This is a genomic window from Pantoea rwandensis (genome assembly GCF_000759475.1).
Taxonomy (GTDB): domain Bacteria; phylum Pseudomonadota; class Gammaproteobacteria; order Enterobacterales; family Enterobacteriaceae; genus Pantoea; species Pantoea rwandensis_B.
This window is the reverse complement of the sequence record NZ_CP009454.1, coordinates 3,870,328-3,887,159: the sequence shown is the minus strand read 5'-3', so window position 1 is coordinate 3,887,159 and position 16,832 is coordinate 3,870,328. Positions and strand designations below refer to the sequence as shown.

Below are 16,832 nucleotides of genomic sequence, written 5' to 3'. Positions count from 1 at the left end.
TTTAATCGGAAACTGATATGGCTGAACCTCGTTTTATACATCTGCGCGTACACAGCGACTATTCGATGGTCGATGGCCTGGCGAAAACTAAGCCATTGGTCAAGAAGGCGGCTGCGCTTGGTATGCCGGCGATTGCGATTACCGATTACATCAATCTTTGCGGGTTGGTGCGTTTTTACGGCAGTGCGCACGATGCAGGCATCAAACCGATTATTGGTGCGGATTTCCATGTCGCCAGCGAATTGATGGGCGATGAGCTGACACAGCTCACGGTACTTGCCGCCAACAACACGGGCTATCAGAACCTGACGTTGTTGATTTCGCGAGCGTATCAGCGTGGGTATGGTATTGCCGGGCCAATTATTGACCGTGACTGGCTGGTCGAGCTGGGTGAAGGCATCATTCTGCTCTCCGGTGGGCGCAAGGGTGATGTTGGCCGCAGTCTACTGCGCGGCAACAGTGCGCTGGTATCGCAGTGCCTCAGTTTCTATCAGGAACACTTCCCTAATCGTTATTACCTCGAACTGACGCGGACCGGACGCGCTGATGAAGAGGCTTATCTGCATGCCGCCGTTGAGTTAGCGATTGCCGAAGGTGTGCCGGTGGTGGCCACCAACGAAGTCTGTTTCCTCAACGAAGAAGATTTTGACGCCCATGAAATTCGCGTGGCGATTCATGATGGCTTCACGCTGGACGATCCAAAACGCCCACGTCATTACAGTCCTCAGCAATATATGCGCAGCGAAGAGGAGATGTGCGAGCTGTTCTCGGACATCCCGGAAGCGCTGGAAAACAGCGTAGAGATTGCTAAGCGTTGTAACGTCACGGTACGCCTGGGTGAGTACTTCCTGCCGCAGTTCCCCACCGGTGAAATGACGACCGAAGATTTCCTCGTTATGAAATCTCGTGAAGGGTTGGAAGAGCGTCTTGAATTCCTGTTCCCGGATGACAAGCTGCGTGCGGAAAAGCGGCCAGAATATGACGAACGTCTTGAGATTGAACTTAACGTTATCAACCAGATGGGATTCCCTGGCTACTTCCTGATCGTGATGGAGTTTATCCAGTGGTCGAAGGATAACGGTATCCCGGTTGGACCCGGCCGTGGTTCGGGTGCGGGTTCATTAGTGGCGTATGCGCTTAAGATCACCGATCTCGATCCACTGGAATTTGACCTGCTGTTCGAACGCTTCCTTAACCCGGAACGTGTTTCAATGCCTGACTTCGACGTCGATTTCTGCATGGAGAAGCGCGATCAGGTGATCGATCACGTTGCCGAGATGTATGGGCGCGAAGCGGTTTCGCAGATCATCACCTTCGGTACGATGGCAGCGAAAGCGGTTATCCGCGACGTAGGACGCGTGCTCGGTCATCCGTATGGCTTTGTGGATCGTATCTCCAAGTTGATCCCGCCAGATCCCGGGATGACGCTGGAAAAAGCCTTTGAAGCGGAACCGCAGCTGCCGGAAATCTACGAGGCAGATGAAGAGGTCAAAGCGCTGATCGATATGGCGCGCAAGCTGGAAGGTGTCACGCGTAACGCCGGTAAACACGCCGGTGGGGTGGTTATCGCACCGACCAAAATCACTGATTTTGCGCCGCTTTACTGTGACGAGAATGGCCAATTCCCGGTAACCCAGTTTGATAAGAATGATGTGGAATATGCCGGCCTGGTGAAGTTTGACTTCCTCGGCTTGCGTACGCTGACCATCATCGACTGGGCGCTTAAGATGATTAACCCGCGCCGCGCCAAAGAAGGGTTGGAGCCGATTGATATCGCCGCCATCCCGCTGGATGACAAGAAAAGCTTCGATATGCTGCAACGCTCGGAAACCACAGCGGTTTTCCAGCTTGAATCACGCGGCATGAAAGATCTGATTAAGCGTCTGAAGCCAGACTGCTTTGAAGATATGATCGCACTGGTGGCACTGTTCCGTCCGGGACCGCTGCAATCGGGCATGGTTGATAACTTCATTGACCGTAAGCACGGCCGTGAAGAAATTTCGTACCCGGATATTCAGTGGCAGCACGAAACCCTGAAGCCGGTACTGGAACCGACCTACGGCATCATCCTGTATCAGGAACAGGTGATGCAGATTGCTCAGGTGCTGTCGGGTTATACCCTGGGTGGTGCGGATATGCTGCGCCGTGCAATGGGTAAAAAGAAACCCGAAGAGATGGCTAAGCAACGTTCGGTGTTCCAGGACGGTGCAGAAAGCATGGGCGTGGACGGTGAACTCTCGATGAAGATCTTCGATCTGGTAGAGAAGTTTGCGGGTTATGGCTTTAACAAGTCGCACTCGGCAGCCTATGCTTTGGTTTCTTATCAGACGCTGTGGCTGAAAGCGCACTACCCAGCAGAATTTATGGCCGCGGTAATGACCGCCGATATGGACAACACCGAGAAGGTCGTTGGCCTGGTGGATGAGTGCTGGCGCATGGGCCTGAAAGTGCTGCCGCCCGATATCAACTCCGGTCTGTATCCTTTCCACGTGAACGATGAAGGTGAAATCGTTTACGGCATTGGCGCCATTAAAGGCGTGGGTGAAGGGCCGATCGAAGCGATCATTGAAGCGCGTAATGAAGGCGGCTACTTCAAAGAGCTGTTCGATCTCTGCGCGCGTACCGACACCAAAAAGATCAACCGCCGTGTGATGGAAAAGCTGATCATGTCCGGCGCATTTGATCGCCTCGGTCCGCATCGCGCAGCCTTGATGAGCGCGCTCAGCGATGCTTTAAAAGCTGCGGATCAGCACGCAAAAGCAGAAGCCACCGGACAAGCCGACATGTTTGGCGTGCTGGCCGAAGAGCCTGAGCAGGTGGAGAAGTCATACACCAATATCACGCCATGGCCGGAACAGATTCAACTGGACGGTGAGCGTGAGACGCTGGGTTTGTATCTCACCGGCCACCCAATTAATCAGTATCTTAAAGAAATTGATCGCTACGTTGGCGGCATGCGCCTGAAGGACATGCATCCGACGGATCGTGGTAAAGTAACCATCGCGGCGGGGCTGGTGATTGCCGCTCGCGTGATGGTCACGAAACGCGGCAACCGAATTGGTATTTGTACTCTCGACGATCGCTCTGGTCGTCTGGAAGTGATGTTATTTACCGATGCGTTAGATAAATACCAGCAGTTGCTGGAGAAAGACCGTATCCTGATCGTCAGTGGACAGGTCAGCTTTGATGACTTTAGCGGTGGCCTTAAAATGACCGCTCGAGAAGTGATGGACATCGACGAAGCGCGGGAAAAATACGCGCGCGGACTTGCTATCTCGCTGACGGACAGGCAAATTGATGACCAGCTTTTAAACCGTCTCCGCCAGTCTCTGGAGCCTCATCGCTCCGGGACCATTCCGGTGCATCTCTATTATCAGAGAGCAGATGCGCGGGCGAAGCTGCGCTTTGGTGCAGCGTGGCGTATTTCGCCCAGCGATCGTTTACTCAACGATTTGCGGTCGTTAGTAGGATCGGAGCAGGTGGAACTGGAGTTTGACTAAAACAGGAACATTATGAGTCTTAATTACCTGGATTTTGAACAGCCAATCGCAGAACTGGAAGCGAAAATCGACTCGCTGAAGTCAATTGGCCGTTCGGATGAGAAACACGATATTAATCTGGATGAAGAAGTGCAGCGTCTGCGCGAAAAAAGCGTTGAGCTGACCCGTAAAATCTTCTCCGATTTAGGTGCATGGCAGGTTGCGCAGCTCGCGCGTCACCCGCTGCGCCCTTATACGCTGGACTATGTCCGCAACGCGTTTGATGATTTCGATGAGCTGGCTGGCGACCGCGCTTATGCCGATGACAAAGCGATTGTCGGCGGGATTGCCCGTCTTGATGGTCGTCCGGTGATGGTCATTGGCCATCAGAAAGGCCGTGAAACCAAAGAGAAAATCCGTCGTAACTTCGGTATGCCAGCACCAGAAGGCTACCGTAAAGCGCTGCGACTGATGGAAATGGCTGAACGCTTTAAAATGCCACTGATCACCTTCATCGACACCCCGGGCGCATACCCTGGCGTGGGCGCCGAAGAGCGTGGACAATCAGAAGCCATCGCACGCAACCTGCGTGAGATGTCAGGTCTGAAAATTCCGGTCATCTGTACTGTGATTGGCGAAGGCGGTTCCGGTGGTGCGCTGGCGATTGGCGTGGGCGACAAAGTGAACATGCTGCAGTACAGCACCTACTCGGTGATTTCACCGGAAGGCTGTGCTTCTATTCTGTGGAAAAGCGCTGATAAAGCGCCTTTGGCTGCTGAAGCGATGGGCATCACTGCCGATCGTCTGAAAGAGCTGAAGCTGATCGACTCGATCATCCCTGAACCTCTGGGTGGCGCGCATCGTCAACCAGTGGATATGGCGGCAAGCTTGAAAAAGCAACTGCTGGCGGATCTGGCGGATCTCGACGTGCTGAGCACGGAAGAGCTGCTTAACCGTCGTTATCAGCGCCTGATGAGCTACGGCTACGCGTAAGCCTGCTTGCTCATAAAGAAAAGCGGACTCCGGTCCGCTTTTTTTATGTCCGTTGATTACTGAGCGCGATCATACGGACCGCTATGAGTCGGGCAGCAATGACAGTCTAACCGGACAGAGAAGGCCAGCCCGAATAGCAAAGCGTCTGGGCCATGGACGGCCCAGCCGATCTGCATGGATGCGTTGTTCCTTTGCGATCGGGCTGGCCTTTTCTGGCCTTAGCACCCAATTCACAGCGATTCCCCTAAACAGCAATACTTCACGTCAACAACACCGCATTCCAGAACATTCACCTCTCACTTTTCGCTATCCTTATTCAGTGCCATAACACCACAGGAGGTGAGCATTGAATATTATCGCGATCATGGGACCGCACGGCGCGTTCTACAAAGATGAACCGATTCGTGAACTGGACGCAGCCCTCAAGCTGCAAGGGTTCCAGACCGTCTATCCCAACAATGCCAGTGACCTGCTGAAACTGATTGAACACAACCCGCGTATCTGCGGCGTGGTTTTTGACTGGGACGATTACAGTATGGCGCTGTGCAGCGACATCAACCAACTCAACGAATATCTGCCGCTGTATGCCTTTATCAACACTCATTCGCAGATGGATGTCAGCATTAACGAAATGCGCATGGCGCTGCAATTCTTTGAGTACGCGCTCAATGCCGCTGACGACATCGCCTTGCACATCCGCCAGTACACCGATGAATACATCGATAAAATCATGCCGCCGCTGACTAAAGCGCTGTTCACCTACGTGAAAGAGGGCAAATACACCTTCTGTACGCCGGGCCACATGGGCGGTACCGCCTTCCAGAAAAGCCCGGTGGGCAGCCTGTTCTATGACTTCTACGGTGCAAACACGCTCAAGGCGGATGTCTCCATCTCCGTCACCGAACTGGGGTCTCTGCTCGATCACACCGGCCCGCACCTCGAAGCAGAAGAGTATGTGGCGCGTACATTTGGTGCTGAACAAAGCTATATGGTGACCAATGGCACCTCAACCTCGAACAAAATTGTTGGGATGTACGCTGCACCCGCAGGCAGTACGGTGCTGATTGACCGTAACTGCCACAAATCACTCACCCATCTGTTGATGATGAGCGACATCATCCCGATCTGGCTCAAGCCGACACGCAACGCACTCGGTATTTTGGGCGGTATCCCGCAGCGGGAGTTCACGCGTGATAGCATTCAGCAGAAAGTTAATCAGACACCACGCGCCAGTTGGCCGATGCATGCCGTCATCACCAACTCCACTTACGACGGCCTGTTGTATAACACCCAGTACATCAAAGAGACGCTGGATGTGCCGTCGATTCATTTCGATTCAGCTTGGGTGCCGTACACTAACTTCCACCCGATCTACAGCGGCAAAAGTGGTATGAGCGGCGAGCGTATTCCCGGCAAAGTGATTTATGAAACGCAGTCGACGCACAAACTGCTGGCGGCGTTTTCGCAGGCCTCGCTGATTCACATCAAAGGTGATTACGACCACGACACCTTCAATGAAGCTTACATGATGCACACCACCACATCGCCGAGTTACGCGATTGTCTCATCAATTGAAACGGCGGCGGCGATGCTGCGCGGTAATCCGGGTAAGCGATTAATCAATCGCTCAGTTGAGCGCGCTCTGCATTTCCGTCGTGAGATTCAGCGACTGCGTGAAGAGTGCGATGGCTGGTTCTTCGACATCTGGCAGCCTGAGCAGATTGATGAAGCCGAGTGCTGGCCGATCCAGCCAGGCGAAGAGGACTGGCATGGATTCACCCACGCCGATCGCGATCACATGTACCTCGATCCGATCAAGGTCACGATTCTGACGCCAGGCATGAGTGAATTAGGACAGATGGCGGAGGAGGGCATTCCTGCGGCGCTGGTGGCGAAGTTCCTCGATCAGCGCGGCGTGGTGGTAGAGAAGACCGGGCCGTACAATTTGCTGTTCCTGTTCAGCATCGGTATCGATAAAACCAAAGCCATGAGCGTGCTGCGTGGTCTGACAGAATTCAAACGCGCCTACGATCTTAATCTGCGGGTGAAAAACATGCTGCCGGATCTATATGCCGAAGATCCCGATTTCTATCGCAATATGCGCATTCAGACGTTGGCGCAGGGCATCCATAATCTGATCCGACAACACGATCTGCCACGCCTGATGCTGAAGGCTTTCGACGTATTACCTGAATCAAAAATGACGCCACATCAGGCCTTCCAGCGCCAGGTGCAGGGGCAAGTCGAAACCGTCGATATCCGTGAGTTAGTGGGCCGGGTCTCTGCCAATATGATTCTGCCTTATCCGCCGGGCGTGCCGTTGGTGATGCCTGGCGAGATGATCACGGAGGAGAGCCGTGCAGTGCTCGATTTTCTGCTGATGCTCTGCACTATTGGACGGCACTATCCTGGATTTGAAACCGATATCCATGGTGCAACGCTCACCGACGATGGGCGCTATCTGGTGCGTGTACTACGTGAGGAAAACAGCCGTTAACTTCGGACAATTGCCTCTTTTCAGCGCGCTACCGAGCACGTAGGCTTAGCGGCTGATTCTTTAGGAGCCGCTATGCTGCAGATAAAACAGATCCACCACATTGCCATTATTGCCACCGATTATCAGCGCAGTAAGGCGTTTTACTGTGACGTGTTAGGTTTTGATTTGCTGGGTGAGTATTACCGCGCCGAGCGTGATTCGTGGAAAGGGGATCTGGGACTAAACGGGGTTTATACCATCGAACTGTTCTCGTTCCCCTCGCCGCCGCCACGCGTCAGTGGGCCGGAAGCCTGCGGTCTGCGTCATCTGGCGTTTTGTGTTGATGATGTTGAACAGTCGATTGTGGCGTTGGCTGCGAAAGGCGTGGTGTGCGAACCCATCCGCATTGACGCCCTGACCGGCAAAGCGTGCACTTTCTTTCCGGATCCAGACGGTTTGCCGCTGGAGCTGTATCAAGCGTAAACTAGCCACCGCTGCGGGCCGCAATCAGGCGGTTCGCGTTGACGGATTACGCTATGTCCTTTTCCCATCTTGCTTCGTTACTGACACCCGACGCCCGCTGTGTGCTGGCGTTCAGTGGCGGGTTGGATTCCACCGTATTGCTGCATCAGCTGGTGAGCTGGCAAAGCCAGGTGCCCGAGTTGCAGGTGCGCGCGTTGCACGTCCATCATGGATTAAGCCCAAATGCGGAGCGCTGGGCGTCACATTGCCTGCATATCTGCCAGCAGTGGCAGATTCCCTGCGAAGTATTGCGTGTTCAGGTGGATGGTCGTGTAAAGGGCATTGAGGCGGCGGCCCGGGAAGCACGCTACCAGGCGTTATTTCGTCAGCTGCAACCCGGTGAGCACTTACTTACGGCTCAGCACCTTGACGATCAGTGTGAAACGCTGTTGTTGGCGTTAAAAAGGGGCAGTGGTCCAGCAGGATTGGCGGGGATGCCCATCCAGCGTCAGGTGGGGAAACATTCGCACCTGCGTCCGTTGCTGGATATCAGTCGTCAGCAACTCGAAGCCTATGCGACGGAACACGGCTTAGGCTGGATTGACGATGAGAGTAACGCCGACAGCCGCTATGACCGTAATTTTCTTCGTCAGGACATTCTGCCGTTGCTGCAGACGCGCTGGCCACATTTTAGCGCCGCCAGCGCCCGCAGTGCCGCGCTGTGTGGTGAGCAGGAGCAATTGCTGGATGAATTGCTGGCAGAACAGTTGGCCCAGCTCACTGATGAACAGGGCACACTGCATTTTCCGCCATTGCTGGCGATGAGCGAAGCGCGACGGCATGCGCTTTTGCGTCGCTGGATTGCACAGCAGGGCGGCGCGATGCCTTCACGTGATGCCTTAAAACGTATCACCGATGAAGTGATGTGTAGCCGTGAAGATGCCAATCCCAGCCTGAGTTTTGCTGCCTTTACACTCCGCCGTTATCGCCAGCGGCTGTATTGGCTTAACGCGCATGCATCGCTGAGTCAGCACTCGCTAACCTGGCATGATCGTGAACAACTGCTGCGGTTGCCCGAGAATTTAGGCGTATTACAGGCAAACCCGGCGATCGCCACCTTGCGTCAGCCCACCGAGGACGAATCGATCAACGTTCGTTTTCAGGCCAGCGGCTATTATCATCTGCTGGGCCGCGCCGGGGGGCGCGAGATAAAAAAACTGTGGCAGGAGTTAGGTGTGCCACCCTGGCAGCGTGAACGTATTCCTTTGATTTACTACAACCAGACGCTGATCTGCGCACCGGGACTTTTTGTTACCCGAGAGGGTGCGGCCAGTGATGAGCAAGGCTGGCAAGCGATCTGGTTACAACAACAATAAGATGGAGAGCAATGATGAAACATTGGATAGCGGCAACATTACTGGCCGCTGCGTTGCCGGCTTTTGCCGACGGCGATGTGAATGCAGGCGCGCAAAAAGCAGCAACCTGCCTGGCGTGTCATGGTGCGGAAGGAAAAAGTGCTGTGCCGCTTTATCCCAATCTTGCCGGGCAACATGCGCCTTACCTGCTGCACTCCTTGCAGGCATATAAAAAAGGGGAGCGCAGCGGTGGTCAGGCCGAAGTGATGAAAGCGTTTGTGGCAGGATTGAGCGATCAGGATATGGAAGATTTATCGGCGTATTATAGTTCGCTGAAGCCGTAAGCGAGGAGGGCGGGATAGCATTCCCGCCCGGATGTGGTAGTTATTCGTCTTCGCTAACGATGACGGTGCCCAGCTCGGGATGACTGAAGCTGGCGATATGGTCTAGACGCAGTTCGCGGGTTTCACCGGAGAGATCAACCGTCAGGTACTCCACGTTTTTACGTGAGACCATGTCAACGGCTTTCGCCTTAAGCTGATCGCCGTTTTTTAACTCCAAAGACAGCGTCCAGTGTTTGGTGCAGGCGAGCTCGAGGCTATCGTAGTCATCGCAGTTGATGGGTTTGTAGGCTTCATTCGTCAACATAGTCGCTCACCAATAAGTTAGCAGCAGCATAAGCTGCTTGTTCCCTGACAGAAGAGTTTAGCGCAGAATTAGCGGCAATATCGTTGAGTGCGTTTAGCGCGCAACCTATCGCGTCTGGCACATACCCCAGGTCGCCACTGCCGATTTCGGCATACTTCTGGCGAACTAACTCACAATACTTTTGCACATACACCCCCTCAGCAGAGCTTAAATACTCTGGTTGATAAGCGACTATATCACAGGATTTTCATGGAAATCAGCCCGGGGAAGCCGCGATCTGTGCAAAGAAAAGTGTAAAAGTGACACACAGCGCTGGCCTTAAGCAGGAAGGCGGCGCACAAAAGGTTAAGTTGATGAACAGGTTATTCCGCGACACAACATCGTTCTTAAAGGCAGGTGACAGATGATCGTGCTGTCGCGTTCAGTCTCACTTGCAGACAACGAGGTCGAGCTCAGTGCCATTCGTGCACAAGGTGCCGGCGGGCAGCATGTGAATAAAACGTCCACCGCTATCCATCTGCGTTTTGATATCCATGCCTCTTCGCTGCCACCGTTCTACAAGGAACGTCTATTGGCTGCGAGCCACCACTTGATAACGGCAGAAGGCGTGGTGATCATCAAATCTCAGGAGTATCGCAGCCAGGAAATGAATCGCGAGGCGGCCCTGCAGCGGCTGATCAATCTGATTCGTGAGTTAACCACGGTGGAAAAAACTCGGCGAGCGACACGACCCACGCGTGCCTCTAAAGAGCGGAGGCTGGAGGGGAAATCACGGCGCAGTAATGTGAAAGCGATGCGGGGAAAAGTGCAATGAAAAACGCCTCCAGCTGGAGGCGTTTCAGTATTACTTGTTCAGCGCTTTTGCCAGGAACTCGACAATATCGTGCTGTTTGATCATCTGCTTCTCGCTGGATGAACGTGCCTTGTACTCGATCTCTTCGTTATCGAGGTTACGGTCACCGATGACGATGGTGTGTGGCACGCCAATCAGTTCCATATCAGCAAACATCACGCCTGGACGCTCTTTGCGGTCATCCAGAATCACATCAATGCCTTTGGCACGGAGTTGGCTGTACAGCTCTTCTGCCAGCTCCTTCACGCGGAACGATTTCTGCATGTTCATTGGCAAAATCGCCACTTCGAACGGTGCCAGCGCAGCCGGCCAGATGATGCCGCGTTCGTCATGGTTCTGCTCAATGGCCGCGGCGACAACACGGGTGATACCAATGCCGTAGCAACCCATGGTCATAATCTGGTTACGACCCTCTTCACCCTGAACGGCAGCTTTCATTGCGTCAGAATATTTGGTACCCAGCTGGAAGATGTGACCCACTTCGATACCACGTTTGATCTGCAGTGTGCCTTTGCCATCCGGGCTCGGATCACCTTCGACGACGTTACGGATATCTTCCACACGGGCTTCTGGCAAATCGCGCACCCAGTTGATACCGGAGAAGTGCTGACCATCAATGTTGGCGCCTGCGGAGAAATCGCTCATCTTTGCCACGGTGCGGTCGGCAATCACTGGCATGTTCAAACCCACCGGGCCGATTGAACCAAAGCCTGCGCCAACGGCTGCGCGAATCGCTTCTTCACTGCCCATCTCCAGTGGAGAGGCGACGATATCCAGATGCTCGGCTTTAATTTCGTTCAGTTCGTGATCGCCGCGAACCAGCAAGGCAACCAGCGCGTGGCCGCTCTCTTCAGTACCTTTCACAATCAGCGTCTTCACGGTTTTCTCAACCGGGATCTGATGTTGCTCGACCAGCTCCGCAATGGTTTTAGCGTTTGGCGTAGCAAATTGCGTCATGGCTTGGGTTGCCGCAGGACGTTCGCCCGCTGGCGCCACGGCTTCCGCTTTTTCGATGTTGGCGGCGTAATCGGATTCGCTGGAGAAGATCACATCATCTTCACCGCTCTGCGCCAGCACCTGGAATTCGTGAGAGCCGCTGCCGCCAATCGAACCGGTATCCGCTTGCACCGCACGGAAATCCAGCCCCATACGGCTGAAGCTCTGGCTGTAAGCGCGATACATCGCATCATAGGTTTCCTGCAAAGATTCCTGTGAGATGTGGAAGGAGTAGGCATCTTTCATGATGAACTCACGTGAGCGCATCACACCAAAACGAGGGCGCACTTCGTCACGGAATTTGGTCTGGATTTGATACAGATTCAGCGGCAGCTGTTTGTACGAGCTCAGCTCGTTGCGGATCAAATCGGTGACCACTTCTTCGTGAGTTGGCCCCAACACGAACGGACGCTCGTGGCGATCTTTAATGCGCAGCAGTTCTGGGCCGTACTGCTCCCAACGGCCGCTCTCTTCCCATAAATCGGCAGGCTGAACCACCGGCATGGAGATCTCAATCGCACCCGCGTTGTTCATCTCTTCGCGTACGATGTTTTCAACTTTTCGCAGCACGCGAACACCGGTCGGCAGCCAGGTATAAAGACCAGAAGCCAGTTTACGGATCATACCGGCGCGCAGCATCAGCTGGTGGCTGATCACTTCCGCATCGGATGGCGTCTCTTTCAGAGTAGAGAGCAGATATTGAGTAGTACGCATTGATTACGATTCCAGTTGTACGGAAGGACACGGACAAAAATTTTTCTGGCGGCTAGTGTACCAGCGAGATCATTCACTCAAAAGCTTGTTTTAGCGTGGATCGAGAGCGATCACTTCTGTGCCGATATCATCGATACGCCAGCGCACGTTAAAGTCGAGTAGCCAGGCAGCATACTCACGATCTCCCGCTTCACCTTTACGGTAAGCTGGGCGGGGATCCTGCGCTAAAACGTCAGCGATAAAACGTGCCAGATGGGGATAGTTTTTCTGCTGCTGGATTTGGTGCTGCGCCAGAGCAGAGAAACGCACGGGCATGGTGGCATCGGGGGCGCTCTGCGCAAAGCCGGCACGGGCATCGGGCAGGGCTTCAGCAAACGGCAGATACGGTTTGATATCGACTACCGGTGTGCCATCGACTAAATCCAGACTGCCGAGTTGCAAAATCACCTGCTGCTTATCACATCGAATGCCTTTCAACTCGACCAGCGACATGCCAATGGGGTTAGGGCGAAAGGTGGATCGGGTGGCGAAAACCCCCATGCGCGCGTTGCCGCCTAAGCGAGGAGGGCGCACGGTTGGGCGCCAACCGCCTTCCATGGTCTGATGGAAAACAAACAGCACCCAAAGATGGCTGAAGGCTTCAAGCCCTCGCACCGCTTCTGGCTGATTATAAGGCGGCAAGAGATGCAACTCGCCTCCGCCATCCTGAACTAAGCCAGGCTGGCGCGGTACGGCAAATTTTTCTTTCCACGGCGAACGAATAACGCCGATTTGCGCAAAGGCAAAATCACTCATTGATTGGAAACTTTCAGTGCTGAGCCCTGGCAAATGGCCTGGCGATAGCAGCCTGGCGTGCTGGAGACGATTTCGCATTTATGCAGCAATATCGCGTTCGCTTTCATCCCGGCAGCTTTAATCTGCAGACGCTTACGTGCGGTATTGATATTCGGTGGCGAATCCTGGCTGCTGCTTTGGCAATCATCGGCAGAGACTTCGCCCAGATCGCGGAACGGATTACTGACCAGATCGGTGGCATCGGTATAAATTTTTACCGGTGCAGGACGTGGAGCTGGCTTACGTTCTGGTTGGCTGGATGATTGTTGCGGGCGGGCAGGAGCACTGCTTATTGGGTGATATTCACGGACACACCCGGTTAGCATCAATGCTAACAAGCAGAGCGGTAAAAAACGCATGGCAACATCCTCAGTAGTAAAAAGTGGCGTTATTGAAACAAGGACGGGATTAAATAACAAGTCAGCAAAAAGAAAGGGCGGCCGAAGCCGCCCTGGATGGCATCAAAGGCGAAAATTACCAGCCTTTTACTGCACCACCGTTGAAGATTTTGTTCGCGGCTTCAGAAACTTCATCAGACTGATATGCCTGAACAAATTTCTTCACGTTTTCCGCATCTTTATTATCTTCACGGCTGACGATCAGGTTTACGTAAGGAGAATCTTTATCTTCAACAAAGATGCCATCTTTTGCTGGCGTCAGACCAATCTGGCTGGCGTAAGTGGTGTTGATCACCGCCAGCGCAATCTGCTGATCGTCCAGTGAACGTGGAAGCTGTGGTGCTTCCAGCTCAACAATCTTCAGGTTTTTAGGGTTCTCAACGATATCCAGAGAGGTTGGCAGCAGGCCCACGCCATCTTTCAGTTTGATCAGGCCAACTTTCTGCAGCAGCAGCAGTGAACGACCGAGGTTGGTTGGATCGTTAGGAATCGCAACCTGTGCACCGTTTTGCAGTTCATCCAGTGATTTGATTTTCTTTGAATAGCCGGCAATCGGATAAACGAAGGTGTTACCCACTGGTACAAGCTTGTAGCCACGGTCTTTGATCTGCTGATCCAGATAAGGCTTATGCTGGAAGGCGTTAACATCGATATCGCCTTTGCTTAATGCTTCGTTCGGCAGCACGTAATCGTTAAAGGTAACCAGCTCAACGTCCAGACCGTATTTCTCTTTAGCGACCTTCACTGCGGTTTCAGCAACCTGCTGCTCAGCACCGACAATCACACCCACTTTAATGTGGTTTGGATCTTTAGCTTTCTGATCGCATCCTGCCAGCGCAATTGCGCCAATCAGAGCACCCACAGCGGCAATCTTTTTAAATGTGAAAGACATATCCCTTCCTTAATAGAGGACTATTGATGTTGTTTACTTATTTATGTGACACAGCACGGACAATGCGGTCGCCACAGAATTGAATGAGATACACCAGAACAACCAGCAAAATCAGCACGGTATTCATCACAGTGGCGTTATAGCCAATGTACCCATACTGATAGCCAATCTGACCCAAGCCACCTGCGCCGACCGCGCCGCCCATCGCGGAGTAGCCGACCAGCGTAATCAGAGTAATTGTAGCGGCATTTACCAGACCCGGCAGGGCTTCAGGTAGTAGCACTTTACGTACGATCTGCAGGGGAGTAGCGCCCATCGCGCGTGAGGCTTCAATCAAACCGGTTGGCAGCTCTAACAGCGCATTCTCAACCATACGCGCAATAAAGGGAGCGGCACCCACTGTCAATGGCACGATAGCGGCCTGCAAACCAATGGAGGTGCCGACAATCATGCGCGTGAAAGGAATCATCCACACCAGCAATATAATGAAGGGGATTGAACGGAAGATATTCACCACCGCTGAGAGCACGCGATAGAGTGTGCCATTGGCCAGAATTTGCCCTGGGCGAGTGACATACAGCAGCACGCCGACGGGCAGGCCGAGTACAAAACCAAAGAAACCAGAGACGAAGGTCATCATCAGCGTTTCCCAGACGCCACGCGTCAGTAACCACAGCATCGCTTCAGACATAACCCAGTACCTCTACTTTCACATGATTTTCTTTCAGCCAGGCAATCGCTGCCTGTGTATCTGTTTCACTGCCATCCATCTCGGCCAGCATGATGCCGAACTTAACGCCGCCGGCATAATCCATCTGGGCACTGATGATGTTGTTATTCACATTGAAGCGACGAGCAGCTTCTGAAAGCAGCGGCGCATCTACTGATTTGCCGGTGAACTCCAGACGCAACAGCGGGACGCTTTCAGCTGTGGCTTGCGGTGTCATACGTTGCTGGTAATCGTCTGGGATATCCAGATGCAGCGTCGATTGAATGAATTGCTGGGCCAGTGGCGTTTTAGGATGTGAGAACACTTCACTGACGCTGTCTTTTTCAATCAGTTCGCCATTACTGATTACAGCAACCTGGTCGCAGATGCGTTTCACCACATCCATCTCATGAGTGATCAGCAGAATAGTGATCCCCAGACGGCGGTTGATGTCTTTTAATAATTCTAAGATGGAACGTGTGGTTGCTGGGTCAAGGGCGCTGGTGGCTTCATCACACAACAAAACTTTTGGATTAGTGGCCAGCGCACGCGCAATCGCCACACGCTGTTTTTGCCCACCGGAAAGATTCGCAGGCCAGCTGTCGTGCTTATCTGCCAGCCCAACTAACTCCAGCAGTTCAGTCACGCGGTTTTTGATCTGCTCACGTGATAAGTTGCCTAATTCGAGCGGCAGCGCAACGTTACCGGCGACGGTACGTGAGTTCATAAGATTGAAGTGCTGGAAAATCATGCCAATCTGACGGCGTGCCAGCGTCAGTTTTGAGGAGGAGAGGGCAGTCAAATCCTGACCATCAACCAGCACGCGTCCTGATGTTGGACGCTCAAGCAAGTTAACGCAGCGTATAAGCGTACTTTTACCGGCTCCGGAAGCACCGATGACGCCATAAATCTGTCCAGCAGGCACGTGCAGGCTGACGTTGGAAAGCGCCTGAATGGTGCGTGAACCTTGCTGGAACACTTTGGTTATGTTTTCGAGTTTAATCATTAGTTTAATAGTTATCGTGTTGCATTGTCCGTGGTGTATCGGGTTTCACGCGATCGCGCTGCGTGAAATTTGGATGGATGTTAAGGCATCCAGACGGCTAAATCAATCGAAGTCATTCAATCTGCCATTCTCTCTATATATGCAATCATGCGATACTGTGCGGCATTATTTGCAGCAGGAGTTTCTACGTGTCGAACAAAGTCCCCGCTATTTTTCTAGATCGTGATGGCACCCTGAATGTCGATCATGGTTATGTTCACGAAATCGATAATTTTGAATTCATCGATGGCACCATTGAAGCGTTGCAGGCGCTAAAGAAGATGGGCTTCGCGCTGGTCCTGGTGACCAACCAGTCCGGTATTGCGCGTGGCATGTTTACCGAAGACCAGTTTATGCAGCTCACCGAATGGATGGATTGGTCTCTGGCGGATCGTGATGTCGATCTTGATGGCATCTATTTCTGTCCTCATCTGCCAGATGCAACAGTTGAAGAGTATCGCCAGGTATGTGATTGCCGTAAGCCGCAGCCGGGTATGCTGCTCTCTGCGCAGAAGCATCTGAATATCGATATGGCTGCTTCTTATATGGTCGGTGACAAAATAGAAGATATGCAGGCAGCAGCAGCAGCAGGTGTGGGCACGAAAGTGCTGGTGCGTACGGGTAAGCCGGTCACCGCTGAAGGGGAAAATGCAGCAGATTGGGTGCTTAATAGCCTGTCAGAGCTGCCTGGACGCATTAAAAAGGGCTGATTCAGGCGGTTTTGTGCAATTTTCAAGCGAACGAATAAAAACTTGAAAATTGCCCTTGCGCTTCCTCAGAACCTGCCTATAATGCGCCACCACTGAGACGGCAAAGCGGCAACGCAGACGGCTCAGCAGGGAGTGAAGTGATTCATCCCGCCGGAGAAAAAACGCTAAAAAAAGTGTTTGACTCTGAAGGAGGAAAGCGTAATATACGCCACCTCGCAACAGCAGCTTAAGGCGCTGATTGCACCGCTCTTTAACAATTTATCAGACA

General features: G+C 53.1%; 16 protein-coding genes. 8 read left to right on the top strand and 8 right to left on the bottom strand.

The window, feature by feature from the left end:
* The first annotated feature begins 17 nt into the window (after window positions 1-17).
* The 6 genes from dnaE (at window position 18) to LH22_RS17865 (ending at window position 9,109) form a co-directional block, all read left to right on the top strand.
* A complete protein-coding gene (gene dnaE / locus LH22_RS17890; RefSeq protein ID WP_038648903.1) occupies window positions 18-3,500 on the top strand; it encodes a DNA polymerase III subunit alpha in 3,483 nt (1,160 codons plus the stop codon).
* A 12-nt stretch (window positions 3,501-3,512) separates the two neighbouring features.
* The gene (accA, locus tag LH22_RS17885) at window positions 3,513-4,472 is read left to right on the top strand and encodes an acetyl-CoA carboxylase carboxyl transferase subunit alpha (protein ID WP_034829454.1); all 960 of its coding nucleotides are present in this window, start codon (window positions 3,513-3,515) and stop codon (window positions 4,470-4,472) included.
* 346 nt (window positions 4,473-4,818) lie between these two features.
* Window positions 4,819-6,969, top strand: a complete 2,151-nt coding sequence (locus tag LH22_RS17880; protein ID WP_038648899.1) for a lysine decarboxylase LdcC — start codon at window positions 4,819-4,821, stop codon at window positions 6,967-6,969.
* Window positions 6,970-7,041: 72 nt separating this feature from the next.
* Window positions 7,042-7,431, top strand: coding sequence for a VOC family protein (locus LH22_RS17875; RefSeq protein WP_038648896.1), 390 nt, complete (start codon window positions 7,042-7,044; stop codon window positions 7,429-7,431).
* 53 nt (window positions 7,432-7,484) lie between these two features.
* Window positions 7,485-8,786 (top strand): tRNA lysidine(34) synthetase TilS, encoded by a 1,302-nt coding sequence (gene tilS, locus LH22_RS17870; RefSeq protein ID WP_038648894.1) that lies wholly within the window; start codon window positions 7,485-7,487, stop codon window positions 8,784-8,786.
* Between the two features lie 14 nt (window positions 8,787-8,800).
* Window positions 8,801-9,109, top strand: a complete 309-nt coding sequence (locus tag LH22_RS17865) for a c-type cytochrome (protein WP_038648891.1) — start codon at window positions 8,801-8,803, stop codon at window positions 9,107-9,109.
* A gap of 40 nt (window positions 9,110-9,149) precedes the next feature.
* Here LH22_RS17865 and rof read toward each other — a convergent pair whose 3' ends face one another.
* Window positions 9,150-9,413: a Rho-binding antiterminator gene (gene rof, locus LH22_RS17860; protein WP_038648888.1), complete on the bottom strand. Its 264-nt coding sequence runs from the start codon at window positions 9,411-9,413 to the stop codon at window positions 9,150-9,152.
* Window positions 9,400-9,600, bottom strand: a complete 201-nt coding sequence (locus LH22_RS20370) for a YaeP family protein (RefSeq protein ID WP_013507964.1) — start codon at window positions 9,598-9,600, stop codon at window positions 9,400-9,402. Before LH22_RS20370 ends, rof begins: the two co-directional genes overlap by 14 nt.
* 216 nt (window positions 9,601-9,816) lie before the next feature.
* Here LH22_RS20370 and arfB point away from each other — a divergent pair, with 216 nt between their 5' ends.
* The gene (arfB, locus tag LH22_RS17855) at window positions 9,817-10,227 is read left to right on the top strand and encodes an alternative ribosome rescue aminoacyl-tRNA hydrolase ArfB (protein ID WP_038648886.1); all 411 of its coding nucleotides are present in this window, start codon (window positions 9,817-9,819) and stop codon (window positions 10,225-10,227) included.
* Window positions 10,228-10,257: 30 nt separating this feature from the next.
* On the opposite strand, the gene proS is transcribed toward arfB, so the two are convergent.
* The 6 genes from proS to metN form a co-directional block, all read right to left on the bottom strand.
* Complete coding sequence (gene proS / locus LH22_RS17850) at window positions 10,258-11,976, bottom strand: proline--tRNA ligase (RefSeq protein ID WP_038648883.1); 1,719 nt, start codon at window positions 11,974-11,976, stop codon at window positions 10,258-10,260.
* A 90-nt stretch (window positions 11,977-12,066) separates the two neighbouring features.
* Entirely contained in the window at window positions 12,067-12,771 is a 705-nt protein-coding gene (gene tsaA, locus LH22_RS17845; RefSeq protein ID WP_038648880.1) for a tRNA (N6-threonylcarbamoyladenosine(37)-N6)-methyltransferase TrmO, read from the bottom strand.
* Window positions 12,768-13,169 (bottom strand): Rcs stress response system protein RcsF, encoded by a 402-nt coding sequence (rcsF, locus tag LH22_RS17840; RefSeq protein ID WP_038648878.1) that lies wholly within the window; start codon window positions 13,167-13,169, stop codon window positions 12,768-12,770. The genes tsaA and rcsF overlap by 4 nt, the downstream gene beginning before the upstream one ends.
* A 115-nt stretch (window positions 13,170-13,284) precedes the next feature.
* Window positions 13,285-14,100, bottom strand: a complete 816-nt coding sequence (locus LH22_RS17835) for a MetQ/NlpA family lipoprotein (protein ID WP_034829430.1) — start codon at window positions 14,098-14,100, stop codon at window positions 13,285-13,287.
* A 37-nt stretch (window positions 14,101-14,137) separates the two neighbouring features.
* Window positions 14,138-14,791 carry a methionine ABC transporter permease MetI gene (locus tag LH22_RS17830; protein ID WP_034829428.1) on the bottom strand — a complete coding sequence of 218 codons (654 nt, stop codon included), beginning with the start codon at window positions 14,789-14,791 and terminating at the stop codon, window positions 14,138-14,140.
* The gene (metN, locus tag LH22_RS17825; protein ID WP_038648875.1) at window positions 14,784-15,815 is read right to left on the bottom strand and encodes a methionine ABC transporter ATP-binding protein MetN; all 1,032 of its coding nucleotides are present in this window, start codon (window positions 15,813-15,815) and stop codon (window positions 14,784-14,786) included. The genes LH22_RS17830 and metN overlap by 8 nt, the downstream gene beginning before the upstream one ends.
* Before the next feature lie 188 nt (window positions 15,816-16,003).
* On the opposite strand from metN, the gene gmhB reads away from it, so the two are divergent.
* Window positions 16,004-16,564: a D-glycero-beta-D-manno-heptose 1,7-bisphosphate 7-phosphatase gene (gmhB, locus tag LH22_RS17820; RefSeq protein WP_038648872.1), complete on the top strand. Its 561-nt coding sequence runs from the start codon at window positions 16,004-16,006 to the stop codon at window positions 16,562-16,564.
* Window positions 16,565-16,832: the final 268 nt, after the last annotated feature.

Coding starts and splice junctions, on each gene's coding strand:
- metN (WP_038648875.1), bottom strand. CDS start 15,815: ATGATTAAACTCGAAAACATAACCAAAGTGTTCCAGCAAGGTTCACGC.
- LH22_RS17835 (WP_034829430.1), bottom strand. CDS start 14,100: ATGTCTTTCACATTTAAAAAGATTGCCGCTGTGGGTGCTCTGATTGGC.
- accA (WP_034829454.1), top strand. CDS start 3,513: ATGAGTCTTAATTACCTGGATTTTGAACAGCCAATCGCAGAACTGGAA.
- LH22_RS17865 (WP_038648891.1), top strand. CDS start 8,801: ATGAAACATTGGATAGCGGCAACATTACTGGCCGCTGCGTTGCCGGCT.
- tsaA (WP_038648880.1), bottom strand. CDS start 12,771: ATGAGTGATTTTGCCTTTGCGCAAATCGGCGTTATTCGTTCGCCGTGG.
- tilS (WP_038648894.1), top strand. CDS start 7,485: ATGTCCTTTTCCCATCTTGCTTCGTTACTGACACCCGACGCCCGCTGT.
- dnaE (WP_038648903.1), top strand. CDS start 18: ATGGCTGAACCTCGTTTTATACATCTGCGCGTACACAGCGACTATTCG.
- arfB (WP_038648886.1), top strand. CDS start 9,817: ATGATCGTGCTGTCGCGTTCAGTCTCACTTGCAGACAACGAGGTCGAG.
- LH22_RS17830 (WP_034829428.1), bottom strand. CDS start 14,791: ATGTCTGAAGCGATGCTGTGGTTACTGACGCGTGGCGTCTGGGAAACG.
- proS (WP_038648883.1), bottom strand. CDS start 11,976: ATGCGTACTACTCAATATCTGCTCTCTACTCTGAAAGAGACGCCATCC.
- rof (WP_038648888.1), bottom strand. CDS start 9,413: ATGTTGACGAATGAAGCCTACAAACCCATCAACTGCGATGACTACGAT.
- LH22_RS17875 (WP_038648896.1), top strand. CDS start 7,042: ATGCTGCAGATAAAACAGATCCACCACATTGCCATTATTGCCACCGAT.
- rcsF (WP_038648878.1), bottom strand. CDS start 13,169: ATGCGTTTTTTACCGCTCTGCTTGTTAGCATTGATGCTAACCGGGTGT.